Consider the following 24,773-nt stretch of genomic DNA (forward strand, 5'->3'; position numbering starts at 1 on the left):
CAAGAGAATATTTATAAATAGGTATTAGTTAATTATGTAAACTGCAAAAGGATGAATGGCTTTGCTGGACATCAGTGTTTTGGATAAAGTGATCAACAAAACAGTCAATACCTTGGAAAAAAGCAAAGAAGAAATTTACCAGATCAGTGAAAGTGCCAGGACGGAATACGAGCGGGTTAAGCGTGAACTGGCTCGTACCAAAGAAAAAACCGCTGCCATCATTTTAAAGGTGGATAAAACGCAGCGGGAATTTTATAAGGCCCGGCTGCAGTTAATGAAAGTAGACCGGGACTTTAAGCAGTATAATGAAGAAGAGATTAAAGAAGCCTACAACCAGGCCCATAAAAAACAGCTGCAGTTACTGGAATTACAAGAGCAGGAAAAAATGCTGCGCTTACACCGGGATTATCTAGAGCGCCATTTAATAACAATTAAAAAAACAATCCAGCGCTCGGAAGAATTAATTTCTAACATGACCATGGCCATGAGGTTTTTAACCAACGACCTGGAAACTTTAAGCTCACAGATTGGTGAAATACAGCAAATGCACGCCATGGGTTTATCCATTATTAAAGCTCAAGAAGAAGAACGCAAACGGGTGGCCAGGGAAATTCACGACGGGCCGGCTCAAAGCATGGCCAATATTGTAATGAGAACAGAGTTTTGTTTAAAACTGCTGGAAAAAGATCCCACTAAAGTACAGCATGAACTGCACTGCTTAATGGACCTGGTGCGCAAAAGTTTAAAGGATGTACGTAAAATAATATTTGATTTGCGGCCTATGGTGCTGGATGATTTGGGTCTGGTGCCGGCAATTAAACGATATATCGAGCAGTACAGCAAGGATTATGACATTTATGTGGAAACAAAAGTGATCGGTAGGGAACGTCGATTGGACAGCGCGGTGGAGGTGGCGCTGTTTAGAGTAATTCAAGAATCATTGGCCAACATAAAAAAACATGCTCAAGCCAACCAAGTGATGATAAAAATAGAGTTTTTGCCTGAAAAAATAAACATAGCCGTTAGAGATAACGGCCGCGGGTTTGACAAAAACAAAATACTGTCAGAAAAAAACCGGAAAGGATTTGGCTTGCTGGGCATGAGAGAACGTATACAATTATTAAAGGGATCATTTAAAATAAAAACAGCCCCGGGCCGGGGTACAGAAATATTATTAAGTGTAGCGGCAAAAAATGACTAATAAAGGGCCGTGTTATTTGGAGGGAGTATCATGACGGAAAATAAACAACCGAAAAAAATTAAAGTAATTATTGCCGATGACCATGCTCTACTGCGGGAAGGCCTGGTTAAAATACTGTCCATCGAACCAAACATAACAGTGGTGGGTGAAGCGGAAGATGGAAACCAGGCCATAGAACTTACACGGTCTAAGGATGTTGATATTGTATTAATGGATATCAATATGCCCAATTTAAACGGCATCGAGGCCACCAAAATTATAAAATCAGAGAAACCCCATGTTGGAGTAATTGCCCTAACCATTCATGACCAGGAGGATTATTTATTCGAAATGATTCGCAGCGGTGTTTCCGGCTACGTGCTTAAAGACGTAAGTCCCGATGAGTTAATAAAAACCATCCGCGATGTAGCTGCCGGGCAATCATTTATCCCCCCTTCCCTAATTACCAAAGTGTTCCAAGAGTTTAATCGTATGACCGCTCAAAATGAACAACCCCACCGCCGGTACGGATTAACCGGGCGGGAATTAGATGTATTAACGGAAATAGCCCGGGGGTTATCTAACAAGGCCATTGCCAAAAAATTATATATTAGCGAAAAAACAGTAAAGAACCATCTCACCAATATATTTCAAAAACTGGGGGTAAGCGACCGCACCCAGGCAGCACTTCTGGCCATTAAAAAGAATATTGTAGATATATAAATCCTGCGTTAATCCTTAACGCAGGATTTATTTTACCTGGATTTGTATTAATATTTTTAATTATCTGTTAATTATAAGTCTTAAGTCCCATTTATTTGGGCCACCAATTATTAGACACTTAAGACGATAATTTCATTCCAACTCCGGACTGTTGCTTCATGTTAAATATAACAAAAAATGTTAGTATATCACCAAGATAAATACCAGCAGCAAAATGTTTAAGGAGGTGGAACCTGGCTGGGCAAGACAGCAGCTTTTTGGAAAGACGAAAGTGGACAAGCGCTGGCCGAGTATGCACTTATTTTAGGTTTTATACTTCTTGCTTGTATAACGGTATTGACAAGCCTGGGGCACAGCATTAGGGACGTATTTGATCCAAGCAAAAGTGATCTGGGTAAAGTATTGGGAAATTAATTTTAATAACAATTCAGGAGGCGGTTTTAATGTTCAATACGGTAAAAAAACTGTGGACTGAAGAAGAGGGGCAGGGAATGGCTGAGTATGGTTTAATCCTGGCACTGGTGGCTGTGGTGGCAATTGGGGCTCTTATTACCCTTGGTGATTCAATCAGTCAAAAATTCACCGATGTAAATACAGGATTAAGCGGTTCCGACCCGACAGCATCAGGTTCTTCCGGCTCCTAAGGTTTAGTAATTCTAAACAATGGCCCTACTTGACTGTAAGTAGGGCCACTTTAACAAGTAAAGTATTAGAAAGGACCGGTCACTGTGATGCTGGACTATTTTTTAACGGCTGTACTGGTTATCTGCCTTTACACCGACATTCGATACAAAAAAATTTATAATATTGTACTGCTGCCGGCCTTGGTACTGGCACTTGCCGGTAACCTGTATCTAGGTGGTTTTGACGGTGGATTTACCAGTATTAAAGGTTTTTTGCTGGGTATGGGTTTGCTTTTTATTCCCTTTATTTTGGGTGGAATGGGTGCCGGGGATGTGAAATTACTGGGAGTTATCGGTGCCTTCAAAGGCCCAGCATTCGTTTGGTTGACCTTTTTAGCCGCCGCCATAACAGGCGGTATACTAGCATTAATAGTAATGGTTAAAAGCGGTCAATTTAAACCAAGATTACAGTCGGTATGGTACACTATTCTTTCCGTTACGGGCATAATGCCCAGGGTAAATATGCTGGGCACCATTCATAGCGGCGGTACCGGGCAGACTTTCCCCTACGGCATCGCTATAACCGCCGGCACGGCAGCAGCTTATCTACTGGGGTGAAGTACAAATGATGTGGCTGTATAAGTTACAAAAAAATCAAAAGGGTCAGTCAATGGTGGAACTTGCTTTAATTCTGCCCATTATAATTGTCATTCTGTTTGGTATCTTGGAGTTTGGGCGGGTTTTCCACTGCTATATTATCATCACCCATGCCGCCCGGGAGGGTGCCCGAATTGGCGCGGTAGGCAAAACAGACAGTGAAATTATAGCCCGCATCCGGGAATCAGCACCACTGCCCCAGGCCGATACCAAGCTGCAGGTGACCAAGCTGGAGCCAACCCAAAGTGCAAGAACTTCCGGGATACCTTTAACAGTAGAAGTTACCTACGATGTTGATTTAGTTACTCCCCTGTTCTCTGATATACTGCCCAACCCCGTTACTTTAAGGGCAGAGTCTACCATGAGATTGGAATGATGTAAGTGATTAAAAAATTCTTTTCTGTTTTAGTAAACCTAAAAAACAAAGAAGACGGTGCAGTAATAGCATTGGCTTCGGCCGCACTGGTGGTAATTTTAGGCTTAACAGCCCTGGTGGTGGATGTGGGAGCATTGGTACTGGAAAAAACCAGGTTGTCCAATGCCTGTGATGCCGCCGCCCTGGCAGCAGCCAGGGAGCTTCCCTCCTCCACCGCCGCTGAGTTAAAAGCATTACGCTATCTGGAGTATAACGGTGTTTCACCGCAAGAAGCCGCTGTAACCATTAATGAAGATCATAACAGCATAACGGTAGAAGCAACCCGCACTGTAAACTATACCTTTGCCCGAGTACTGGGTCTAAGCTCCGGTACCGTCAGTGCCCGTTCCACCGCAGTCTTTGGTGCTGTCAGCAGTGTAACCGGCATTGTTCCCTTTGGTATACCAGAGCAGCCCCTAGTATTCGGGCAAGAGTATCAACTGAAAGCCGGTTCACACGATGATTACGGTCCCGGCAATTACGGTGCCCTGGCTTTGGAAATGCCCGGAGCAAAAAGTTACCGCAACAATCTTATGTACGGGTACGATGGTGTGATCAGTGTTGGCGACTGGGTTGAAACGGAACCGGGCAACATGTCAGGCCCCACTGAAGAGGGCGTAAAATACCGCATCAGCCAGTGTCCCCACACACCCCGCTGTACCATTGACAATTACCACAGGGACTGTCCCATGGTTATGATTGTACCCATTTATGACCCCACCGTGTTAAACGGTAGAGATAAAGTACATATAGTTGGTTTTGGTGCTTTTTTACTAAAAGGTGTTGAGGGCCAGGGCAAAAAAAGTTGTGTTACCGGCTACTTTTTAGAGATGAATCCCCCGGAGGGATTGAATTATACCATTGACCCCAACCAAACCGATTACGGGTTACACGGCACAAAGTTGATAGAGTAATAGATATTAAAGTAAAGGAGATATTAACATGAGAAACAAGCTCATTTTTTTACTGGCAATTGTATTTGCACTGGTAACAGCCTTTAGTGCTTACAAGTACCTGGAAAACCTGAAAGAAACCTACCGTACATCGGGTAACTTTTCCCAGGTGGCCGTTGCCAAGCAAAGAATTGCGGCTAAAACCCCAATTAACGAGCAAATGCTGGAGTTCAAAGAAATGCCGGTAGAATACATTATGCCCGGTGCCATAGTGGATGCTAAAGATGCGGTGGGTAAACTGGCCCGCAGTGATATTTATCCTGGGGAACAAATATTAAGCAACAAATTAATTGGTAAAAATGATCCCGCCGGTGGTTTAGCTGCTAAGGTGGAAAAGGGCAAAAGAGCAATAACCGTTCCGGTAACCAACGTCACCGCACTGCACGGGTTGATAGGCATAGGCGATCACGTGGACGTAATGGTCACCTTTGATACCCCCAGCGAGCCCAGTTTTGCGGCCACCAGTACCATCATTCAAAATGTTCCGGTACTGGCAGTGAACAGGAAAACTGAAGGAACAAAAGGTGTTCAGGAAGATCCAACCACTGCTACTTTAATGGTTTCTCCGGTTCAAGCCCAGCAAATTGCCCTGGCCATTCAACAGGGCAGCATTCAGTTAATGCTGCGTTCACCGGACGATAAAGCTGCGCCGGCTCTGCCCATGAGCAAAATAGAACATCTATTGAGATAAAAAGGAGGGCTGCCCCATGTCAGTGATTAGGGTGTTAATTGCAGATGATATAGCCAATACCAGGGATGACATTAAACGCCTGCTTTATTTTGAAGAGGACATCGATGTAGTGGGTGAAGCATCCGACGGTCAAGAGGCCGTTACACTGGCCGGAGAACTTAAGCCGGACGTTATCTTAATGGATATAAACATGCCCCAGTTGGACGGCATCGGGGCCACAGAACAAATCACCATGGAAAATCCTCACTGCGCCATTATTATTGTCTCGATACAAGGGGAAAATGAATACCTGCGCAAAGCCATGACTGCCGGTGCCAGCGAATACCTGGTAAAACCCTTTTCGGCCAGCGAGCTGGCTGACAGTATTCGCCGGGTAAATGAAATACATAAAAAACGGAATGTATTCCGGCTGCCCAATCAACCGCGGAAAAGTGAATCAACAATCCCCTCTCAACGGGGTAAAATTATTACCCTTTTCTGCACCAAAGGCGGTGTGGGCAAAACCATGCTGGCCAGCAACATGGCAGCAGCACTGGCCCAGGAAACACAAAAAAAGGTGGTTTTACTGGATTTGGACCTCACCGCCGGTGATGCTTCGGTAATGCTAAATATAAACGTTAAGGGAACCATATCCGACCTGGTACAAGAAGATGATAATTTTGACTTTTCCCTGGTGGATACTTTTCTTGTTCCTCACCTGTCCGGCACCCGTATTCTCCCCGCCCCTTCCAGTCCGGAACAGGCAGAACTGGTGCACCCGCAGCATATAGAACAAATACTGAAGACGTTAAAAAGCAATTTTGATTATGTCATCATAGATACCGCTCCCGTTTACAGTGACATCAACCTGGGGGTGCTGGAAGCCAGCGACCAGATACTGCTGGTATTAAACCAAGATTTGACCACACTTAAGCATGTTAAAACAGCCCAGGAAATCCTGCGTACCCTTAACTACTCATCTAAGATCCGGGTGATTTTAAACCAGCACACCCCGGACGGCATCAAAATAAAAGATTTAGAGAAAACATTGGGCATCACTTTAACAGCTGCCATACCGGAAGATCAGAAAACAGTACGCAATGCCATTAACAAAGGATTACCCTTTGTAATGAATCAAAGCAGCAGCAGAATTTCCACCAGTGTTAAGGAATTGATCAGTGTGCTTAATTTGTCCAAACCGGGAGAAGTAAAAGAAACCTCTCCTAAAAAATCACTGGTAAGTAAGATATTTAGTTTTTAAATGTAACATTATTAGGAGCTGATGGTCATGTCTTTATTGGAAAAACTGGAAAGCAAAAAAGCAGCAGGTAACAGCCCGGGGGAGCAGACAAAACACCAATCCCTCTCTCCCACCGGCCGTGACCCTTATGCCGATTTAAAAGCCCATTGGCATAAAAAAGTGATTGCTGAATTAAAAGAAATACCGGCCGAAGATAAGGAAAATAATGAAGTGCTGTCCAAACGCATTGAACAACTGGTGGAGCAGTTTATTATCGAAGAAGGCAATTCCCACATTCCCCGGCTAGACCGGCTGCGCATTGCCGGGGAAATTGTGGATGAAATTACCGGCTACGGCCCCATCACCCCTCTTTTAAGGGATCCGGATATCAGCGAGGTAATGGTTAACGGGCCGAATCAAGTATACGTGGAAAAAAACGGCCGGTTAACTTTAACGGAGGTATTTTTTCGGGATGATGACCATGTACTGCAGATTATCGAGCGCATCGTTGCTCCCATTGGGCGGCGCATTGATGAAAGCATGCCCATGGTAGACGCACGGCTGCCGGATGGTTCAAGGGTTAATGCCATTATACCGCCGCTGGCTTTAAACGGACCCACCATCACCATCCGGAAGTTTTCCCGCGACCCATTTACTGTTGACGACCTGGTTGGTTTTGGCACCATGACAGCGGAAATGGCCCAGTTTTTAGAAGCCTGTGTAAAGGCCAGGTTAAACATCGTGGTTTCCGGCGGTACCGGCAGCGGTAAAACCACCACACTAAACGTGCTGTCCTCCTTTATCCCCAGCACCGAAAGAATTATTACCATAGAAGATGCGGCAGAATTACAATTACGCCAACCCCACGTACTGACACTGGAAAGCCGTCCCCCTAATATCGAGGGTAAAGGGGCCATCACCATCAGGGATTTGGTTCGCAACTCACTGCGGATGCGCCCCGACCGTATTGTGGTGGGTGAGGTGCGCAGCGGTGAGGCTTTAGATATGCTGCAGGCCATGAATACCGGTCATGACGGTTCACTGACCACCGGCCACGCCAACTCCCCCCGGGATATGCTTTCCCGTTTGGAAACCATGGTAATGATGGCGGGAATGGATTTGCCGGTGCGGGCCATTAGAGAACAAATTGCCTCGGCCATTGATTTAATTATTCAGCAATCCCGCTTGCGAGACGGTTCCCGCCGCATTACTCACCTTACCGAAGTACAGGGCATGGAAGGTGACGTTATTGTACTGCAGGATTTGTATAACTTTCACCAAACCGGCGTAGAACCGGACGGAACGGTTAAAGGTCACTTCCAATCCACCGGCATCCGTCCCAAATTTATAGACCGGCTGGAAGCAAGTGGTATCAAATTACCGCCGGAATTATTCCAACCATCAATTTTTTAAGGGGGAGAGCGGTATGGATGCCAAAAGTACTAGTATTCTAATTTTTATCACCCTTATTTTGCTGATGCTGGGAATACAACAGCTTAAAACCGCCGACTCCAAGTTGGTGGCCAGCAGGGTCAAAAAATTAACCGCCAGGGATATTAAAAAAAAATTAAGCCCCAGTAATCAAAAGGAGCATAAAGAGTTCTGGCGTAAAATACTGACGGCAGCCGGTGAACTTTTCATCGCCAGGCGTTTGGGACGCCTGATGGATAAAAAATTAGAAGAAGCGGATGTTTTATTAAAAGGTCAAGAATTCGTGGTAATTGTACTCTGCTCTTCACTGGGAGCAGCATTCATTGTAACGGCCATAACTTTAAACCCCGCCGGCGGTCTGCTTGCTGGAATTGTGGGCGGTCTAATTCCCTTTTTACTTTTAAGCAAAGCCAGAGCTAAACGATTGAATAATTTTAACGCTCAAATCAGCGATGCATTGACTATCATGTCCAACTCATTACGGTCAGGATTTAGTTTTTTGCAGAGCATGGATATGGTGCGTAAGGAATTACCTGACCCCATCAGAAAAGAGTTTAGCCGTACCTTTAGAGAAATCAACCTGGGTACTACCACCGAAGAAGCACTGCAGAACATGGCTAGACGGATAAAAAGTGAGGATTTGGACCTGGTTATAACGGCGGTTTTAATCCAGCGGCAGGTAGGCGGTAACCTGGCCGAAGTGCTGGATAATATTGCCGAAACTATCAGAGAACGCATTCGCATTAAAAGAGAGGTTAAAACCCTTACCGCCCAGGGGCGCATTTCCGGAGTGGTGATCGCAGTGCTGCCGGTACTGTTAGCCGCCTTTATGTTTATAGCCAACCCGTCATATATCATGGAACTATTCACCAATCAAATTGGGTTAATAATGCTGGCTGCAGCAATCACCGGAGAAATAATTGGGATGCTGCTGATTAAAAAAATTGTAAACATCAAGGTTTAAGGAGGTGCTACCTTGGCAATTTATCTCACGGTCATCGGTATTTTTGGATTGATGTTAACGGGTACCCTGCTTATTCAACAACTGGTTTTCGGTGAACGGATTAGAATGCGCCAGCGTGTAAACGATGTGGTGGGTTCTTCCCCTGCCCCGGCACCCATTCGCCAGCAGGAGTTATCCGCTCCCCTTTATCAAAGGGCCATTAAACCTGCTCTTAACCGCTTGGGCAGGCTAATGTCCAAGTACATTCCCGTGGCCAGGGAAGCATCACTGGCCAAAAAGTTAATTGAAGCCGGTAATCCCGGAAACCTGGCTCCAAGGGAATTAATGGTTATTAAATACCTGCTGGCCGGCAGCGGTGCACTGGCTTTATGGTTTCTCGCCGGAACCCTGGGAAAAAATTTCGCCCAGGGCACAATGATGGCGCTGGTGGGTGTTATCACGGGCTGGCTGCTGCCGGACGTTATTTTAAATTCTAAAATCCGGCAGCGGAAAGAAGAGGTGGAAAAAAAGCTGCCGGACGTTTTAGATTTACTGACGGTCAGTGTAGAAGCAGGCCTGGGCTTTGACGGGGCACTGGTGAAAGTGGTAGAAAAATCCAAGGGCGTGCTGGCTGATGAGTTTGTACAGGTACTGCAGGAATCTAAAATGGGCAAGCCCCGCCGGGAAGCCCTGCGGGATATGGCCGGCAGAATAGGGGTTAACGATTTATCAAATTTTGTTGGTTCGGTCATCTTGGCCGATCAGCTGGGTATTAGCATTGGTAAAGTGCTGCGCCTGCAATCAAAGGAAATGCGCCAAAAACGACGCCAGCGGGCGGAAGAAAAGGCCATGAAGGCACCGGTAAAAATGCTTATTCCAATGGTACTATTTATCTTTCCGGCCATATTTATTATTCTGCTGGGCCCGGCGATAATTCAAATCATGCGGGCATTCGGCAGCTAGGAGGAAATAAATTGCCGTTAATAAATGTCACCAGAAGTATGATACTGGCTAAACAAGTTGAAGTGGCAGAAACCTTTAAGGCCAGGTTAAAGGGATTAATAGGTACCTCTATACTGCCCAGTGACCGGGCGCTGTTAATTAGACCGTGCTCATCGGTACATACATTCTTTATGAAATACCCCATTGATGTAATTTTCTTGGATAAAGAAAACAGAATTTTAAAGATCCTACACTCTCTCCCCCCCTATCGTTTTAGCCCGCTGGTTTGGAATGCCAAAATGGTTTTAGAACTGCCGGCAGGTCGCTGCCGCTGTACCGGCACCAGGGTTGGCGACCTGCTAAAAGTTACTTACTTTAAAAAATGAAAATCCCGGCAGCCGTTTGCAGGAGCGGACATTATAAAAACCACCGGCTCAGCAGGATACCATTTTTCAGGATAGCGAGGTGCTTAAAGTGAAAAAAATTAAAAACAAATTCATATTCAGCGGTTTCTCCCTTACCTTTCGTCTCAGTTTCGGCTTTATACTATTAATCACCTTCTTAATGGCCGCAGTTGGTATATCCACCTACCTGCGGGATAAAAATGCATTTATGGAAGAAGCCATCAGCCGCGGCTGGACCACAGTACGCACAGTTAATACCTTTGCCGCCGACAATTTAAAAAAGCAAAATTATCAATTGCTAAACGAAATGGTTAAAAATTTAGAGCAGGACAGTTTTATCTATCAAGCCACTGTAATTGATAACAGCGGCAAAATTGTGGCCCACCGGGATGAACAGCGCATCGGCCAAGTAATTAATTCCGGTGTTGTGGCTGAGGTAATGAAAAGTAAACAGAAAAAAATAACTCCTATAAATAACGAGCAGGGAAAATTAACCGGTATCACCTTTACTTCTCCAATCACAGACGCGGCAGGAAAAAATTGCGGTTACTTTAACATGACTATTGATTTTAGTTATGTACAAGCCCACCTGCAAAAAACAGCGCACAATATATTACTAAATTTTGTACTGACCTCACTGGCAGGATTAATACTTACCCGCTTAATCATTTTACGAAATGTTCACCGGCCGGTGCAGACACTACTAAGCGTTACTGAAAAGATTTCCAGCGGTGATTTTTCCCAGCAGCTGCCGGTAACTACCAGAGATGAACTGGGGCGCTTGGCCCAGGGATTTAACACCATGAGCAGCACCTTGGGAGTGCTTTTTGATTCAATAAAAAGTACAGTTAATGATATGAGCCGTACTTCAATGTTAATTGCCAAACGCACCGAGCTGGTAGAAGAAAATGAAGCACAAAAAATTGATGCCCGGCAACAGCAAGAAATTATGAAACAAATTAACAGCAGCGCCAAGCGATTATCCCGCATGAGTGATAAACTAAATTCCCTGGTTCTGCAGTTTAAAACAGAACCTTAATCCCATCAATACTGGTGCACCACTAACCCTGGTGCACCAGTATTTTTTAGCAGTTTTTCCTACCTTGACAGGTTAAATAGGATAACAGATTCATAATACATTGATAGTTATGACGGCAGGAATTTTTGTCAACCTTCTTACCATGGTCATACCTGCCGCCATCAGCTTTGTCTTCGAAAGACTGGTACTTATGCTTGTATTTTAAATACTTTTCTTTATAATGCTTCCGGCATTTTTCAGCATCTTTCCCCTGGCAGTTATGGTATTTTTCCTTACAGTACTCCATTTTTTTCTTAAAATAATCCCGGTCATATTTTTTGCTGGCTTCCATCAATTTTTTGCCCCGCAGCTTCTTATTTTCCTCTTTTAATTTGTTCAACCATTTTTCATCGCTCTTGTCATATACCACCGGTACTATACCTCCCTTCCATTTTTTACATATTATTAAAGAAAATTTAATTTGGTCACTTCATACAGCAATTTTTTTGTTTTATTTAAAGGAATTTAACATATCTTGGAGTAAGTTTTACTTAATTATAATTTTTGTGAGGTGATAAACATGGGGCAAGGAATTTTCCAACAACAGAGAAATGGCCTGTTTGCAGTTAATATCTCCTCGCCCGGTGGTATTTTTACCGTTGACCAATTAGCTGGGTTGGCTAAAACCGCAGCAGAATTAAACGTTTGGAGAATTAAATGCGGAACCAGGCAAACATTGATTGTACTTTTAGAAGAGGAGAAAATAGATGCCTTAATTAACTCCATTAAGAAGTTAGGCTTAAAGGTTTCTCCCTTTGGCAGTACAGTGCGCAGCGTAAAATCCTGTGCCGGCGGCGAAGGTTTATGCCCCCGAATGCTGGGTGATGCACTGGAGCTGGGTATGGAAATAGAGAAAAAATACCTGGGTCAGCCCACCCCCAAGGATTTTAAAATTTCCACCTCCGGCTGCTCGCGGGGGTGCACAGAACCTTATTGTGCTGATTTCGGTGTTGTGGCCACCGGTAAAAATATGTATAGTATTATCATCGGCGGGCGCGGTTCCACCAAACAGCCTATACACGGCAGTATAATCGCTAAAGATGTGCCCAAGGATAAGGTTTTTGCCGTGTTGGACTTCGTGCTGAATAAATACCGCCAATGGGGAGAAGAGCACGAGCGGTTGTGTAAAACCATTGAACGGGTTGGCTTAAAGGAGTTCACACCGCCGGAGGATATGTATGCCGCTGATGGTGCAGCAGTAGATGAAGATTTTGCCAAGTTTTTATTAGGTGAGGATTAGGAGGGTCTTTGTATGAGCATGCCAGCAAAGGGAAAAGTAAATGATGTTGATCTAGGTGTCATACTATCCTGCCTGGAAAAGTTTTGTAACGAATGTGACGATAAGGATACAGCAAATTGTAAAGAAGCCAATTGTTTGGTGGGATTTGGCAAAAAAACATTGCGTTTTGCCATTCAAAAAGGTGTACTGGACATTCCCGGCGCGCATAATTTAATACCAAAAAATGATTTCAAACCATATTATCCCGAATCTGTAGCCGCTGCACTGGCTGAAACCTGCAACCAGTGCCGTGAGTGCCGGGATAACCACAGCGCTGACTGCGTCATTTCACTGGTGCGCAATGCCTTGGAAAGTGCAGTTTTACAGGAAGAAATAGATTATCCCGGCAGCGTCTTTATGTACATGGCTAAAATTAAAGAACAAAACCCCGAGTTATCCAACGCTCTTGCTAAAGCATTAAGGGCAAAATAACAGTTAAACTCTCTCACTGAAAGAAGGGTTTACTGCCGTGTCTTATTATCACGTGCCCATAGAAGTGCGGCAAAAAGTACTCAAATTTGCAGAGCAATGCCTGGGTATTAACTTAATATTAACAACAAATGTACTATTTCCCAAAAGTGTTTACATTACAGATACCCTGTTTAGTGATGCTCACCCGGAAAAATTTATTTTAATATTTGATGTTAAGAAAAATTATTCCGGAATAAAAACAGGTAATATCAGATATTTTCAAATTCCTTTACACCTGCGCCATAACGGTCTGGCTAAAAAGGTTTATCGCATGTTAGAAAAGGAATTTATAAATTTAGGCTGCCAAATGGTATCGGTGGAGGCCACAGTGGATCGCAGCGATCAAAGCCACACAACAGTGAGCTTTTGGGAAGGCCTAGGCTTTAAAAAATCAGCATACTGTTCCCCGGATGACGATGTATATCCCATGTACAAATATCTTTAGGTCTTAAAACAACGCCCGGTTTAACACCGGGTGTTGTTTTATTTATACATTCTTCTATTCCATAATTACTGTTTATTGCCTGTTTACTTTCAAACCGGTTATCAAAAAATAAATTTTAAAAAGGGGTTGATAAACATGTTTCGGCACAGGGAGGAAGACTATCCATTGGAAGGCACCACCTGGGCATATCCCAGATCTGGTTTTTGGTTTTCCCACGCCATAGGTATTCTGGCAGTTGGTTACCTGGGATATATAATCGGCAAAAACGTAAGTGATTAAATTGTGCCGCACTTCTGTGCGGCACAATTTATCTGCATCCACCGGTTTGAAAACACTAACTTATTACCGGAACATGCTGCCCTACCAGCCCGGCCTTTTCCACTATTTCGGGCACAACGTCTTCCCAGTTGATGGCCATTATGTGTATCCCGGCCACACCCTCAATAGTCTTTAGATGCTGTACCTGTTCAATGCAAATTTTTATCCCCTCTGCCTTTTGGTCTTCTGCTTTTTCCATTCGCTCTATAATCTCGTCGGGAACGAGCATACCTGCCACACGCTGCTGAATAAATTTTGCCGCCCGGGCTGATTTTAACGGAGTAACTCCGGCTATTATATGCACCTTTTTGTGCAGCCCGCGCCGGCGCACCATATCCATAAATTTTTCAAAGCGCTGCATATCAAAAATAGACTGGGTTTGAATAAAGTCTGCCCCGGCGTTAATTTTTTTCTCCAGGCGCATCACCCTGTACTCAAAGGGGTCGGCAAAGGGGTTGGCCACTGCACCAATAAAATACCTGGGTTCATGCTGTTTAATCTCTTCCCCGCACTGGAATTTTTTGTCATCTCTCATGCCCCGTACCATATTAATCAGTTGAATGGAATCTATGTCATAAACATTTTTGGCCTGGGGATGATTGCCAAATTTTTGATGATCACCGGATAAACACAACACATTGCGCATTCCCAAACTGTAGGCACCCAGCAAATCACTCTGCATGGCTATCCGGTTGCGGTCCCGGCAGGTAACCTGTATCACCGGCTCAACCCCGGCATTGTACAAATGCACCCCCGCGGCAATGCTGGATAAACGTACAATGGCGGTTTGGTTATCAGTGATGTTTACTGCATCCACATAACCTTTCAGTATTTTAGCGGTGTTAATAATTCCCTCGGCAGAGGCGTGTTTGGGAGGTCCGATTTCAGCGGTAACGGCAAACCGGCCCTGGGAAAGAACTTTTTCTAAATTACTGCCACTCTTCACAGCTCTGCATCCTTTCTTTGTACCAACCTGGGACCGCCGGAACGTTCTTTAGACCAGTCTTTGGCCGGCCGGTATTCCAGCATTAAATCCAAACGGCCCAAAGCTGACAGTTTTTCATATATCAGGTGCCAGGCACAGGGGGTATCGGGGTTAATCTCGCATTTCCCGTTTTGTGAACCGCCGCAGGGCCCGTTTTGAATGCTCTTGGCACAACGGGTTATCGGGCATATCCCACCGGTGAGGTGCAGTACGCAGTCTCCGCATAAGCCGCATCTTTCTTCCCACAGCCCGGCCTGCACCGTACCGCCGGCAAAAACGGTGTTCAGCGCCGGCAGTACCCATTTATCGGGGTAATGTTCAGCTAAAAACTGCACCCCCACGCCGCAGCCCAATGATACCACGGCGTCAACTTGGCTTACTTTTTCAGCAATGCCGGCAACGAATTCCGGGTCACACTGCCTGGTAATGGTAGTAACCAATGTTTCCAGGGGGCGCCCCTGCTTTTTGCGTAAAATACGCAGTGCGGTGGCCAGTATTTCCGCCTCTGTTTCACCACCGGCCAGGCAAACGCTGGTGCAGCCGCTGCAACCCACCACCAACACTTTAGCACATTCCTTTATATAATCAGCCACTTCTTTTACCGGCTTCGGCTGTGCCACAATCAAAGCGAATCACCTACCTTAACCGGGCTGGGACCCAGTTTTTTTATCCTAGCAGTAAATTCATCGGCTATTTCGGCAAAGCGGTCGCCCTGGGCCCCGCTCAAATTATACATGGCCAGTCTTTCCGGTTCTATTCCCAGTTCACTTAATATCTTTTGTATATATTCCACCCGCTTGCGGGCCCGGATATTGCCTTTTAAAAAGTGGCAGTCACCTTCCAAACAGCCGGCCACATATACACCGTCCGCCCCTTCTTCAAAGGCTTTCAAAATTACCACCGGATCCACCCGGCCGGAACAGGGTATTTCAATTACCCTAACCTCCGGGGCATACTGCAGCCGCAGTGAACCGGCCACGTCAGCCGCGGCATAAGCACAGTAGTAACAGCAAAAAGCGATAATTTGGGGTTTAAAATCACCCACTTGATGCCACCTCCCCGTTAAACAAAGCCCGCACTTTCTCCGTTAACTGTTCACTGCGGTAATGTTCCAACGTAATGGCCCTGTTGGGACAGGCACCGGCACAGGTGCCGCAGCCCTGGCACTGTACGGCACTGATCTCCGCCACGTTATCCGTGCCAATGCGGGGAACACCATAGGGGCATACCCGAACACAGGTCAGGCAGGCGGCGCATTTTTCCGGTAATACCCTGGCCACTGCCCCGCCGGCCAATAAATGAGCCTTAGAAAGTATAGTGGCCGCCCTGGCCGCCGCCCCCCTTCCCTGGGCCATTGCTTCACCGATACTTTGGGGAGAGTGGGCTGCTCCACAAATAAATACCCCGGGAGCCGGAACATCCAGCGGTGCCAGCTTGGCATGTGTTTCCACCAAGAAACCGTCCTCGTTGACGGGAATTTTAAGCAGCCCGGCCAGCTTCTCCACCCCCTCAGACGGCACAGCGGCAGTGGCCAGCACCACTAATTCTGCAGCCAGCTGCAGTTCCTCCCGGCAGGCCGGGTCGTACACGTCTACATCCACCGCTTCAGAACCACTGCGCAGTACCGGCGGCTTGTCCAGATCATAGTTAATGAAAATTACTCCCTTCTCCCTGGCCAGGCGATAATCCCGTTCCATAAAACCGTAGGTACGCACATCGCGATACAGCACATATACATTTACACCGGGGTTTAATTCTTTCAATGCCAACGCCTGGCGGACGGTTTGAACACAGCAGGTACGGCTGCAGTACTCCCTGCCCTGCTGCCGGGATTCAACACACTGAATAAAAACAACTGTATTTAACCGATCAATATTTTTATTTTCCCCAAGGTACTTTTCCATTTCCAACCGGGTAATCACCCGGTTATCTTTGCCGTACAAATAACCCCGTACCGGCGCTTCGCAGTTACCGGTGGCCGTAATAACCACCCCGTGATGCAGGTGCACCGTTTTTTCCCCCACCTGCAGTGTGGAGTGAAAACTTCCAATGCGACCGCTTAAATGAGTTAATTCCGCTTCCTTGTACACCGTTATATTAGGATGATTGATCACCGCTTCAATTTTTTGCCTTAATAAATCCCTGGGATTTTCACCCCGCTGGGGCAGATACAACCGGTTCAGCAGGCCCCCCAGGTAAGGCCGGCGTTCCACCAGATATACCCCGTACCCCTGGTCAGCCAGCGAAAGCGAAGCCGTCATTCCGGCTATACCGGCTCCCACAACCAGAGCCTTTTGTTCCACCGGCACCGGTTCCAGGTGTAGGGGTTGGTTCCGGCACACTTTTCCCACCGCCATGGCCACCAAGTCCTTGGCCTTGGCGGTGGCCCGGCGGGGATAATCGCGATGTACCCAGGAGCACTGGTCCCGTATGTTGGCCATTTCCAGGTAATACTGGTTTAATCCCGCCTGTTTTAAAGTCTCCCGGAATAAAGGCAGGTGAGTACGCACCGAACAGGCCGCCACCACCACACGGTTTAACTGATACTGCTCTATGATTTCTTTTACCCGCTGCAGGGATTCCTGGGCACAGCTGTAGGTAAACTGCCAGGCATTAACCACCGCCGGTAAAGAAGAGGCATATTTTACCACAGCAGGTACATCCACCACCCCGGCAATGTTACTGCCGCAGCAGCAGACAAAAACCCCCACCCGCGGCTGCCGGTTCTGAAGATCTTTTTCTCGGGGATACCGCACCACCTGCTCCATTGAACCCCTGGCAGCTGACAGCAGCTCGGCGGCAGCTGCTGCCGCGGCGCTGCCGTTCACCACCGTTTCCGGTATATCCCGGGGGCCAATAAATCCGCCGGCAGCAAATACCCCGGGACGGGTGGTTTCCACCGGGTTAAATTCACCGGTGCGAGCAAAACCGTAACGGTTTAATTCTATACCGGCACTACGGGCCAACTGGCCGGCGCTGCCCGGCGGGCGAACCCCCGCTCCCAACACCACCATGTCAAAATCGGCAGTATATACCTCCCCCTGTTCACAATAACTTACATTCAAATTACCCGTTGCCGGATCTTCTTTTACCGAAGATATTAAACAGCGCTGCAGCTTTATCCCCTGGGCCAGTGCCCGGTTAACATAACGATCAAAATTCTTACCGTGGGCACGCATATCAAGATAAAATATGGTAACTTCCATCTCCGGGTGATGCTCCTTTGCTATCACCGCTTCCTTGACAGAAGCCATACAGCAAACCGCAGAACAGTATTCCGCACCGTACTTGTTTCTATAATCCCGGGAACCAACGCATTGAATAAATGCCACCCGCCGGGGTATTTTTCTGTCGGAGGGGCGATATATACGCCCACCGGTGGGACCGGTGGAGGACAGCATCCGTTCAAATTGAATGTTGCTCACCACGTTGGGATAATAACCCATCCCGTACTCCCCCAAAAGCGAAGCATCAAAGGAATCAAAGCCCGGGGCCAAAATCACCGCGCCCACGGACAGCTCCAATATCTCCGGCTGCTGCCGGTGATCTATGGCTTTGGCAGTACATACCTTTACACATTTCATACAGCCGATACAGTTTTCTTTGTCAATGGCAAATTTATTGGGTACCGCCTGGGGAAATTGTTTGTAAATGGCCCTGCGCTGAGAAAGACCGCCGTTAAATTCATCCGCCACTTTAACGGGACAAACTTCAGCACACTGGCCACAGCCGGTGCAGCGTGATTCATCCACATACCGGGGATAACGTTCAACAACGGCGGTAAAACGGCCGGGTTGTCCCAACAAGTTAGACAACTTGGCTCTGGTCAAAAGTTTTATGTTAACCTGATTTAAACTGCCGGTCATCTTGGGGCCCAGCAGACACATGGAACACTCGTTGGTGGGAAAAGTTTTATCTAATTTAGCCATTCGCCCGCCCAGCGAATCATCAAAAGTTATCATGTATACCAAAAAACCCGATTCTGCCAAATCAGAAGCAGCCTGCATCCCCGCAATGCCGCCGCCAACTACCAGAACGGCTCCCACCGCTTTGGTTTTAACACCAGCATGTTCACTCATAACAATCAACCCTTCAATAATTAGGTATCTTAAATTACAATAAGCCCAGCTCTTCAAGCAAAGGCACGGGATCAACAATGTGCTTTCTAAACCACCGTCTCGCTTCCGGCATTCCCAGCGCCACACCCACCAGCTCGGTGATATAAAAAACCGGCATTTGAACCTCATTTTCCTTTTGCCTGGTATCCAGGTTAGCTTGACACAGGGGACACGCCGTTACTATGGCTGCAGCCCCGCCCCGCCGGGCAGCGGATACAATGTCCGCGGTCAATTTGCCAACCACACCGGACTCCGCCAGGGTAAAACTGCCCCCGCAGCAGTCCACTTTGGCCGACCAGCGCACCGTTTCCGCTCCCAGCGCTTTGGCAAGGTTATCTATGGATTGAGGCTGTTCAGGATCATCAAAAGCCACCACTTCCGCCGGCCTCAACATTAAACAGCCATAGTAGGCCGCTAATTTTAAGCCTGCCAACGGAGTAACGACCTTTTCAGGCAGCAGATCCAGCACCTGCTGCTGCAAAATCACTTCCATGATGTGCTTAATCTGCAGCGTCCCCTTATATCCCCGCCCCATCACTTCAGTTAATTCTTCATTTGCTTTTCTGCCCACCGGTGTTCCTTCAACAACCTCGCGGTGGGCCACCCGCTGCCAGTGATAACACGCAGCACAGGGTACAACCATATCCAAACCCATGGACTCAGCCAGTATCAAATTTCTAAGGGGCAGGGCCACCGACAGGTAAGCGCTGGCCGAGTGGGCAGAAGTGGCTCCACAGCAGTTCCAATCCGGTATTTCCTGCAGCTCTATTCCCAACCGGGCACAAATAGCTTCGGAAGACAGGTTGTACTCCGATGCCGTGGAGCATAACGAACACCCGGGATAATAACTGTACTTCACACCATCACAACCCCTTCCGGATATTGTCATTCTTACGAGCACAGGCAAATATTTTCCTTATTTCCTGATAATTTCTTATTCGCCCGGGCAGCAGTTTAATTTTACGTCTCTTAATCATCTTGAGCCCCAGCTTAATATCCTGGGTAAAGGTTTTGGTTTTAATCTTATAAGTACCTATCCAACCGGCCTCATACACCCGGCCCAGCTTCTCCACCGACTGCAAAAAAGATTGGTACATAACAGGAATATTGGGCAGGGCGGGAGCAATACCATCTGCTAAGGCTTTCGACTTTAACCAGTCCATAACTACAGAAGCATCTATATCATTGGGACAACGCTGCTTGCATGTTTTACAAAAGGCACACAGCCAAATAGTTTTACTTTTTAACAACTTGTCCAACCGGTTTAAGTTTACCAGTCTGATAACTTCATGGGTCTTTAAATCCGCGGCAAAGGAAACCGGGCACCCGCTGCTGCACTTCATACAGTTATAACAACCGGTGGTTACCTGCCCGGTTTCTGCAAACAATAAACTCGCCAAACCAACAGCTGCCACCCAAATACCTCCATTTATTAACTAATTAATTTATTATAACAAATAGGAAACCGGAATGCATTCCGGCTAAAACATCAGAAACCTTTTACGCAGAATTTTATACTCCACAATATAGCCCAAGCCTAAAATTATCAGCAATAACAGGCCCGTCATCTTCATGAAATTTATTTTGCTTGATAAAAGAGCGATTTTGTTATCCCGCTGCTCAATTGCCTGCTGAATAATCTGCTTTTCTTCAGTCATTTTATCCTGCAGCTGTTTAACCTCTAATTTCTCTTTTTCCAAGCGATGCATTCCTTCCAGCGCATCAGCATAAGCCCTGCTTAAATCTTCTACTCTTTGGGATAACAAATAGGTTTCACTGCGGTTGGTTCTGGGCTTAATGGCGTTGTACAGCACCATCCCTTCCGCCTGTTTCATTTTCAACCCGCTTAAGTAAGCAATGGTGGGAGCAATATCCGTTAAGTTTACCGGAGGCAGGCTGGTCCCAACCTTTAACTGCGGCCCCTTCATCACCAGCGGCGGTTCACCACAGGTACCGGTGACAATCACCAAGCTTTCTTCGTACAATCCCTTGTTATGAAGATAATGCAGCAGCCTCCCTATCTGATTGTCGGTACTGGTTACCTGCCGGCGATACTCCGCACTGTTAATCCCGTACTTTTCCAAAACAGGCCTCAATTCAGGCAGCACCAGTACATTAAAATAAGTATTGCTGGCATCTAACTCATTAATGGCATTTTCTATTACTAAACTATCTTTGCCATTAAACGGTCCTTTACAAACATGACTTACCCCTCCCCCCAGCACCTTTAAATTCCCGGTGCCATCAAACATTGCTGTTTTTATCCCCTTTTCTTCCATTACCTTTAACAGCGTGGGTTTGTGTAAAATATTCGATTTTTCACCGCCTTGATTCTGCAGCGGGGTGCTCCCCGTAAGTATACTGGCAATACTGGACAAAACGTCTTCGGGATAAACGGGAATAACCCGCTCCGCCTTTAACCCCGCCGACCCCAGTCCTTTTATATTTGGCACCTGGGAATTATTTAAAGCCTTAGCCTGCAGCCCATCGGCTATAATCAAAAAAGCCACCTTGGTATCCTTTTCTTCCTCTATAGATTTTTTCTTGCCCGACAGGTCCACATTTGAGCTGCTGCCGGGTTCCGCACAAATTGGCTCAACCATTAACAACAGCAATATTATCGTTATTAACACCTGTACAGCACGCACCTTCATATTAAGATATCCCCCCATCACAAGGTATCTGTATTAATAATATGGGGAGTTGTCCTTAATATGATAATTTCCCGCCGCATTTTTCCGACACTAAAGAAAAACAAAAAACTTATCCCTATACACGACAAAATTAGACACAAAGACTAAAGGAAAAATTATCCATAAAAAGAATTGTTATAATGGAGGTGTAAATATGCATTTATCCCTGGATGAGCTGTTAAAAAAAGCAAAAGAAATGCGCAAATTACTATTAAATATAAAGAACCAGCTGTTAAATGAAAGCACCTTCGACCGGCTTTTGGTGCTTGTATGTATGGGTAAAGGAGGTTTTTTACCCATTGAAGCCCTGCCCAACCATACCACCATGAGCTTAATTTGTGAAAGCAGTGAATTATTTGAACAAATACTTCCCTACCTCGACCAGCAGTTTTTGTATCAATGCATGGATAAAGCCACCAAGGCAGAAATGATGCAGTGCGTAAACACCGTCCGCCAGAATAACATTGCCAAAACAGTACGGGATGAACATTACTTCAAAGCGTTAACCATTTTATACCAGGTATTATTTGAAACAATTGTCCCCAATAACGATCTTTGGGATGAGTTTACCTATCGTTTAGTAGCCAGATGGAATAAATTTAACAAAGAATTTATCCAAGCTATGCACCATTAACCGGCAGAAAAACCTTAAAACATGTTCCCACATCAACCTCACTGGCAACTTCAATCCGGCCATGATGGCGCCTAATAATTTCATATGAAATGGCCAGCCCCAAGCCGGTACCATTACTTTTAGTGGTAAAAAACGGCGTTCCCAATTTTGCCAGTTTATTTTTAGCAATGCCATTGCCGGTATCACAAATTTCAATGCAGATATCATTGCTGGCGGCAGAATAAAATGTGCTAATAGTAAGCTTACCCTTACCTTTCTCCTGCATCGCTTCAATGGCGTTATGGGTTATATTTAAAAGCACCTGGGTTATTTGATCCTCATCAACCCAGACCAGCGGCAAATCACCTGCTAAATTTTTGCATACCGTAATATTGTTATACACGCACTCGCTGTTTACAATGGCACAGTTTTTTTCTATCAACTGATTAATATCTGTTTCCTTATATTCAGGATCTTTCGGCCGCGCCAGCCGCAAAAAGTCACTGATAATCTTTTCTGTCCGATCCAGTTCTGAAATCATTATATTCACTATTTCCCTGTTGCTGTCTTTATGCCTTTCAGCCAACAGCTGGGCAAACCCCCGTACCGCAGTTAGGGGATTGCGAACTTCATGGGCCATTCCCGCCGCCAGCTGTCCCACCACAGCCAATTTTTCCTGCTTAATCATCACATCATGGCGATTTTTAAACTCCGTAATATCCTGAAATACACAAATAGCGCCCAAAAAATTATCATGCTCGTCCATCAGCACTTCGGCAGTGTTTAGAGTGCAAAATTCCTTGCCGTTTATGTTATACCAAATTTCTTCACCCTTAATTTTTTGATTATTATGTACCGCTTCACAAAGCAGACAATCACGGTTGCTTTTGTTCACCAGCACTTCATGAAATGACCGGCCGATAACCTCTTCCGCCCTGAGCCCGGTTATTTCTTCCGCCGCCTGGTTAAACATAATGATCTCTTTTTGATTGTTGACCGCCACCACACCGCTGGCCATATCCCGCAAAATAATATCTGATATTCTTTTCAGATCATTATAATTTAATTCTGCTGTAATATCACAGATTATACATATCGCACCGCTGTATTCACCATGATCCACCAGTGGATAAACGTCCACCCGGCATGCCAGCTCCTTATCTTTACCGGTTTTTAAAGAAATTCTCTGGTCATGCACACTTTTGCCGGTGTCCAGCACAAATCTGACAATACTGGCACAAATATTAGCTTTAAAGCACCGGGCAACTTCTTCCACGCTTTGCCCCACAACATCAGTATGAGATATACCAAGCAGGTTCTGACAGGCTTTATTAATAAACACCAGTTTGCCCTGCCAATTATAAGCCATAACTCCCACCGGCAGGTTGTCCATAATATTAAATATAAAATGCTTTACATTGCGCTGCCGGTTATTTTCCTCACGCAGCTTATTGATGTACAGCACAATAACTAAGGCAGACAAAAGTATATAAATTAATTTCAATGAATCACTTATAGAATGGTGATGATACAAAATAAAATCAATTGTGGCAATAATTAACCCGGTTACAATAATTAAAATAATATACTTGTCTTTTAAATTATTCATCATTCACCACCAAATTATATTTTTAATATTTGCAATACATTTTCTATTATAATTTTGTTATTCCTTCTCTTATATTGTGAAAAATTTGAAATTTCGACACACATAAAAAATAAAAAGACCCGTGCGTCTGCACAGGCCCTTTGGTGCGGTGGAGAGGACTTGAACCTCCACGGGCTTAATGCCCACTAGAACCTGAATCTAGCGCGTCTGCCAATTCCGCCACCACCGCATGTTTAAACATATTTAATTATTGGTGCGGTGGAGAGGACTTGAACCTCCACGGGCTTAACACCCACTAGAACCTGAATCTAGCGCGTCTGCCAATTCCGCCACCACCGCACTATCTTTTCGTGACAGGAAATATAGTAACATAACAACAGCTTGTTGTCAATAACTTTTTTACAGACCTACCAGGTCTGTTTAAATATTTATCTTCAGCAGCCACCGCCGCCCATCATTGCCCCAATTAAAGCCATCAACCCAAAGCCAAACAAAACTGTGTTCAAGGTTGGATTTAAGCTCAATGTGGAAGCAGCCAAGGCTGCCGTAATGCCTGTCAACAATAATACAACTCTCATCTTCGGTGTCATAAAAAACCTCCGCATGTATATTCTTGTAAATTATATCAAACTACAAATTATTTACCAACAGTTACTTAAGTTATAATGCAATATTATTTAATTTTACCAGCCAAACTATCTGTAAAATCACCAATTTTTTATAAGGAGGTTTTTTCACCATGCCTAAACGCATAATAAAAGGAATTCTTAAAAACGATTCACCCGAACCAAGCGGTTACCGGGAGCCATGGAATACCGGCCGGGCCGCACTTGCAAAACGGGTACAAAAAATTAAAGGAATTAATCGACCCAGCACTTAAAATAAATCATCGAGTAGGAGGGAGTGATTAACTCCCGTCCTCTCACACCACCGTACGTACCGTTCGGTATACGGCGGTTCATGTTGTGGAACGAAGTTCATCG

Annotated in this window: 29 protein-coding genes and 2 tRNA genes; 19 read left to right on the forward strand and 12 right to left on the reverse strand. The window is 45.6% G+C overall.

Annotated features, from left to right (window positions below):
• The first annotated feature begins 61 nt into the window (after positions 1-61).
• The 13 genes from JOC37_RS09920 (at position 62) to JOC37_RS13620 (ending at position 11,220) form a co-directional block, all read left to right on the forward strand.
• On the forward strand, positions 62-1,201 hold the full coding sequence (locus JOC37_RS09920) for a sensor histidine kinase (RefSeq protein ID WP_204618505.1): 1,140 nt from the start codon (positions 62-64) through the stop codon (positions 1,199-1,201).
• A gap of 30 nt (positions 1,202-1,231) precedes the next feature.
• Positions 1,232-1,903 carry a response regulator gene (locus JOC37_RS09925; protein WP_204618507.1) on the forward strand — a complete coding sequence of 224 codons (672 nt, stop codon included), beginning with the start codon at positions 1,232-1,234 and terminating at the stop codon, positions 1,901-1,903.
• A gap of 443 nt (positions 1,904-2,346) precedes the next feature.
• The gene (locus JOC37_RS09935; protein ID WP_204618509.1) at positions 2,347-2,547 is read left to right on the forward strand and encodes a Flp family type IVb pilin; all 201 of its coding nucleotides are present in this window, start codon (positions 2,347-2,349) and stop codon (positions 2,545-2,547) included.
• Positions 2,548-2,634: 87 nt separating this feature from the next.
• The gene (locus JOC37_RS09940; protein ID WP_204618560.1) at positions 2,635-3,144 is read left to right on the forward strand and encodes an A24 family peptidase; all 510 of its coding nucleotides are present in this window, start codon (positions 2,635-2,637) and stop codon (positions 3,142-3,144) included.
• Between the two features lie 7 nt (positions 3,145-3,151).
• The gene (locus tag JOC37_RS09945; RefSeq protein WP_204618510.1) at positions 3,152-3,559 is read left to right on the forward strand and encodes a TadE family protein; all 408 of its coding nucleotides are present in this window, start codon (positions 3,152-3,154) and stop codon (positions 3,557-3,559) included.
• Between the two features lie 5 nt (positions 3,560-3,564).
• The gene (locus JOC37_RS09950) at positions 3,565-4,512 is read left to right on the forward strand and encodes a pilus assembly protein TadG-related protein (protein ID WP_204618512.1); all 948 of its coding nucleotides are present in this window, start codon (positions 3,565-3,567) and stop codon (positions 4,510-4,512) included.
• Between the two features lie 28 nt (positions 4,513-4,540).
• Positions 4,541-5,242: a Flp pilus assembly protein CpaB gene (gene cpaB, locus JOC37_RS09955; protein WP_204618514.1), complete on the forward strand. Its 702-nt coding sequence runs from the start codon at positions 4,541-4,543 to the stop codon at positions 5,240-5,242.
• A gap of 16 nt (positions 5,243-5,258) precedes the next feature.
• On the forward strand, positions 5,259-6,482 hold the full coding sequence (locus JOC37_RS09960; RefSeq protein ID WP_204618516.1) for a CpaE/TadZ family protein: 1,224 nt from the start codon (positions 5,259-5,261) through the stop codon (positions 6,480-6,482).
• 27 nt (positions 6,483-6,509) lie between these two features.
• Positions 6,510-7,874: a TadA family conjugal transfer-associated ATPase gene (locus JOC37_RS09965; RefSeq protein WP_204618518.1), complete on the forward strand. Its 1,365-nt coding sequence runs from the start codon at positions 6,510-6,512 to the stop codon at positions 7,872-7,874.
• Positions 7,875-7,887: 13 nt separating this feature from the next.
• On the forward strand, positions 7,888-8,856 hold the full coding sequence (locus JOC37_RS09970) for a type II secretion system F family protein (RefSeq protein WP_204618519.1): 969 nt from the start codon (positions 7,888-7,890) through the stop codon (positions 8,854-8,856).
• An 18-nt stretch (positions 8,857-8,874) separates the two neighbouring features.
• Positions 8,875-9,798 carry a type II secretion system F family protein gene (locus JOC37_RS09975; protein ID WP_420797294.1) on the forward strand — a complete coding sequence of 308 codons (924 nt, stop codon included), beginning with the start codon at positions 8,875-8,877 and terminating at the stop codon, positions 9,796-9,798.
• 11 nt (positions 9,799-9,809) lie between these two features.
• Entirely contained in the window at positions 9,810-10,163 is a 354-nt protein-coding gene (locus tag JOC37_RS09980) for a DUF192 domain-containing protein (RefSeq protein ID WP_204618521.1), read from the forward strand.
• A gap of 88 nt (positions 10,164-10,251) precedes the next feature.
• A complete protein-coding gene (locus tag JOC37_RS13620; protein WP_204618523.1) occupies positions 10,252-11,220 on the forward strand; it encodes a HAMP domain-containing protein in 969 nt (322 codons plus the stop codon).
• A 46-nt stretch (positions 11,221-11,266) separates the two neighbouring features.
• On the opposite strand, the gene JOC37_RS09990 is transcribed toward JOC37_RS13620, so the two are convergent.
• Positions 11,267-11,629, reverse strand: a complete 363-nt coding sequence (locus tag JOC37_RS09990; RefSeq protein WP_204618525.1) for a hypothetical protein — start codon at positions 11,627-11,629, stop codon at positions 11,267-11,269.
• 150 nt (positions 11,630-11,779) lie between these two features.
• Here JOC37_RS09990 and JOC37_RS09995 point away from each other — a divergent pair, with 150 nt between their 5' ends.
• From JOC37_RS09995 to JOC37_RS10010, 4 genes are all read left to right on the forward strand, one after another.
• Positions 11,780-12,499, forward strand: coding sequence for a nitrite/sulfite reductase domain-containing protein (locus JOC37_RS09995; RefSeq protein ID WP_204618527.1), 720 nt, complete (start codon positions 11,780-11,782; stop codon positions 12,497-12,499).
• A 12-nt stretch (positions 12,500-12,511) separates the two neighbouring features.
• Positions 12,512-12,970, forward strand: a complete 459-nt coding sequence (locus tag JOC37_RS10000; protein ID WP_420797293.1) for a hypothetical protein — start codon at positions 12,512-12,514, stop codon at positions 12,968-12,970.
• Between the two features lie 37 nt (positions 12,971-13,007).
• A complete protein-coding gene (locus tag JOC37_RS10005) occupies positions 13,008-13,454 on the forward strand; it encodes a hypothetical protein (RefSeq protein ID WP_204618529.1) in 447 nt (148 codons plus the stop codon).
• 135 nt (positions 13,455-13,589) lie between these two features.
• The gene (locus JOC37_RS10010) at positions 13,590-13,733 is read left to right on the forward strand and encodes a hypothetical protein (RefSeq protein ID WP_204618531.1); all 144 of its coding nucleotides are present in this window, start codon (positions 13,590-13,592) and stop codon (positions 13,731-13,733) included.
• Positions 13,734-13,788: 55 nt separating this feature from the next.
• Here JOC37_RS10010 and JOC37_RS10015 read toward each other — a convergent pair whose 3' ends face one another.
• From JOC37_RS10015 to JOC37_RS10045, 7 genes are all read right to left on the reverse strand, one after another.
• On the reverse strand, positions 13,789-14,718 hold the full coding sequence (locus JOC37_RS10015) for a methylenetetrahydrofolate reductase (RefSeq protein WP_204618533.1): 930 nt from the start codon (positions 14,716-14,718) through the stop codon (positions 13,789-13,791).
• Entirely contained in the window at positions 14,715-15,377 is a 663-nt protein-coding gene (locus JOC37_RS10020; RefSeq protein WP_338017374.1) for a methylenetetrahydrofolate reductase C-terminal domain-containing protein, read from the reverse strand. Before JOC37_RS10020 ends, JOC37_RS10015 begins: the two co-directional genes overlap by 4 nt.
• 2 nt (positions 15,378-15,379) lie before the next feature.
• Positions 15,380-15,802, reverse strand: a complete 423-nt coding sequence (locus JOC37_RS10025) for a hydrogenase iron-sulfur subunit (protein ID WP_204618536.1) — start codon at positions 15,800-15,802, stop codon at positions 15,380-15,382.
• The gene (locus tag JOC37_RS10030; RefSeq protein ID WP_204618539.1) at positions 15,795-18,836 is read right to left on the reverse strand and encodes an FAD-dependent oxidoreductase; all 3,042 of its coding nucleotides are present in this window, start codon (positions 18,834-18,836) and stop codon (positions 15,795-15,797) included. Before JOC37_RS10030 ends, JOC37_RS10025 begins: the two co-directional genes overlap by 8 nt.
• Positions 18,837-18,870: 34 nt before the next feature.
• A complete protein-coding gene (locus JOC37_RS10035) occupies positions 18,871-19,734 on the reverse strand; it encodes a heterodisulfide reductase-related iron-sulfur binding cluster (RefSeq protein ID WP_204618541.1) in 864 nt (287 codons plus the stop codon).
• A 4-nt stretch (positions 19,735-19,738) separates the two neighbouring features.
• Positions 19,739-20,290, reverse strand: coding sequence for a 4Fe-4S dicluster domain-containing protein (locus JOC37_RS10040; RefSeq protein WP_204618542.1), 552 nt, complete (start codon positions 20,288-20,290; stop codon positions 19,739-19,741).
• 66 nt (positions 20,291-20,356) lie between these two features.
• A complete protein-coding gene (locus tag JOC37_RS10045) occupies positions 20,357-21,529 on the reverse strand; it encodes an alkaline phosphatase family protein (protein WP_204618544.1) in 1,173 nt (390 codons plus the stop codon).
• 193 nt (positions 21,530-21,722) lie between these two features.
• Between JOC37_RS10045 and JOC37_RS10050 the strand changes: the two genes are divergently transcribed.
• Positions 21,723-22,202 carry a hypothetical protein gene (locus tag JOC37_RS10050; protein WP_204618546.1) on the forward strand — a complete coding sequence of 160 codons (480 nt, stop codon included), beginning with the start codon at positions 21,723-21,725 and terminating at the stop codon, positions 22,200-22,202.
• On the opposite strand, the gene JOC37_RS10055 is transcribed toward JOC37_RS10050, so the two are convergent.
• From JOC37_RS10055 to JOC37_RS10070, 4 genes are all read right to left on the reverse strand, one after another.
• Positions 22,189-23,790 carry a PAS domain-containing sensor histidine kinase gene (locus JOC37_RS10055; RefSeq protein ID WP_204618548.1) on the reverse strand — a complete coding sequence of 534 codons (1,602 nt, stop codon included), beginning with the start codon at positions 23,788-23,790 and terminating at the stop codon, positions 22,189-22,191. The genes JOC37_RS10050 and JOC37_RS10055 overlap by 14 nt on opposite strands.
• A 141-nt stretch (positions 23,791-23,931) precedes the next feature.
• Positions 23,932-24,019: transfer RNA gene (locus JOC37_RS10060), tRNA-Leu, on the reverse strand.
• Between the two features lie 22 nt (positions 24,020-24,041).
• Positions 24,042-24,129: transfer RNA gene (locus JOC37_RS10065), tRNA-Leu, on the reverse strand.
• Between the two features lie 95 nt (positions 24,130-24,224).
• Positions 24,225-24,380: a hypothetical protein gene (locus JOC37_RS10070; protein WP_204618550.1), complete on the reverse strand. Its 156-nt coding sequence runs from the start codon at positions 24,378-24,380 to the stop codon at positions 24,225-24,227.
• 149 nt (positions 24,381-24,529) lie between these two features.
• Here JOC37_RS10070 and JOC37_RS10075 point away from each other — a divergent pair, with 149 nt between their 5' ends.
• On the forward strand, positions 24,530-24,670 hold the full coding sequence (locus JOC37_RS10075; RefSeq protein ID WP_204618552.1) for a hypothetical protein: 141 nt from the start codon (positions 24,530-24,532) through the stop codon (positions 24,668-24,670).
• The last annotated feature ends 103 nt before the right edge of the window (positions 24,671-24,773 follow it).

This window comes from Desulforadius tongensis, assembly GCF_016907915.1.
Taxonomy (GTDB): domain Bacteria; phylum Bacillota; class Desulfotomaculia; order Desulfotomaculales; family Desulfohalotomaculaceae; genus Desulforadius; species Desulforadius tongensis.

Coding starts and splice junctions, on each gene's coding strand:
- JOC37_RS09925 (WP_204618507.1), top strand. CDS start 1,232: ATGACGGAAAATAAACAACCGAAAAAAATTAAAGTAATTATTGCCGAT.
- JOC37_RS09935 (WP_204618509.1), top strand. CDS start 2,347: ATGTTCAATACGGTAAAAAAACTGTGGACTGAAGAAGAGGGGCAGGGA.
- JOC37_RS09940 (WP_204618560.1), top strand. CDS start 2,635: ATGCTGGACTATTTTTTAACGGCTGTACTGGTTATCTGCCTTTACACC.
- JOC37_RS09945 (WP_204618510.1), top strand. CDS start 3,152: ATGATGTGGCTGTATAAGTTACAAAAAAATCAAAAGGGTCAGTCAATG.
- cpaB (WP_204618514.1), top strand. CDS start 4,541: ATGAGAAACAAGCTCATTTTTTTACTGGCAATTGTATTTGCACTGGTA.
- JOC37_RS09960 (WP_204618516.1), top strand. CDS start 5,259: ATGTCAGTGATTAGGGTGTTAATTGCAGATGATATAGCCAATACCAGG.
- JOC37_RS09965 (WP_204618518.1), top strand. CDS start 6,510: ATGTCTTTATTGGAAAAACTGGAAAGCAAAAAAGCAGCAGGTAACAGC.
- JOC37_RS09970 (WP_204618519.1), top strand. CDS start 7,888: ATGGATGCCAAAAGTACTAGTATTCTAATTTTTATCACCCTTATTTTG.
- JOC37_RS09995 (WP_204618527.1), top strand. CDS start 11,780: ATGGGGCAAGGAATTTTCCAACAACAGAGAAATGGCCTGTTTGCAGTT.
- JOC37_RS10000 (WP_420797293.1), top strand. CDS start 12,512: ATGAGCATGCCAGCAAAGGGAAAAGTAAATGATGTTGATCTAGGTGTC.
- JOC37_RS10010 (WP_204618531.1), top strand. CDS start 13,590: ATGTTTCGGCACAGGGAGGAAGACTATCCATTGGAAGGCACCACCTGG.
- JOC37_RS10030 (WP_204618539.1), bottom strand. CDS start 18,836: ATGAGTGAACATGCTGGTGTTAAAACCAAAGCGGTGGGAGCCGTTCTG.
- JOC37_RS10045 (WP_204618544.1), bottom strand. CDS start 21,529: ATGAAGGTGCGTGCTGTACAGGTGTTAATAACGATAATATTGCTGTTG.
- JOC37_RS10050 (WP_204618546.1), top strand. CDS start 21,723: ATGCATTTATCCCTGGATGAGCTGTTAAAAAAAGCAAAAGAAATGCGC.
- JOC37_RS10055 (WP_204618548.1), bottom strand. CDS start 23,790: ATGAATAATTTAAAAGACAAGTATATTATTTTAATTATTGTAACCGGG.
- JOC37_RS10070 (WP_204618550.1), bottom strand. CDS start 24,380: ATGACACCGAAGATGAGAGTTGTATTATTGTTGACAGGCATTACGGCA.
- JOC37_RS10075 (WP_204618552.1), top strand. CDS start 24,530: ATGCCTAAACGCATAATAAAAGGAATTCTTAAAAACGATTCACCCGAA.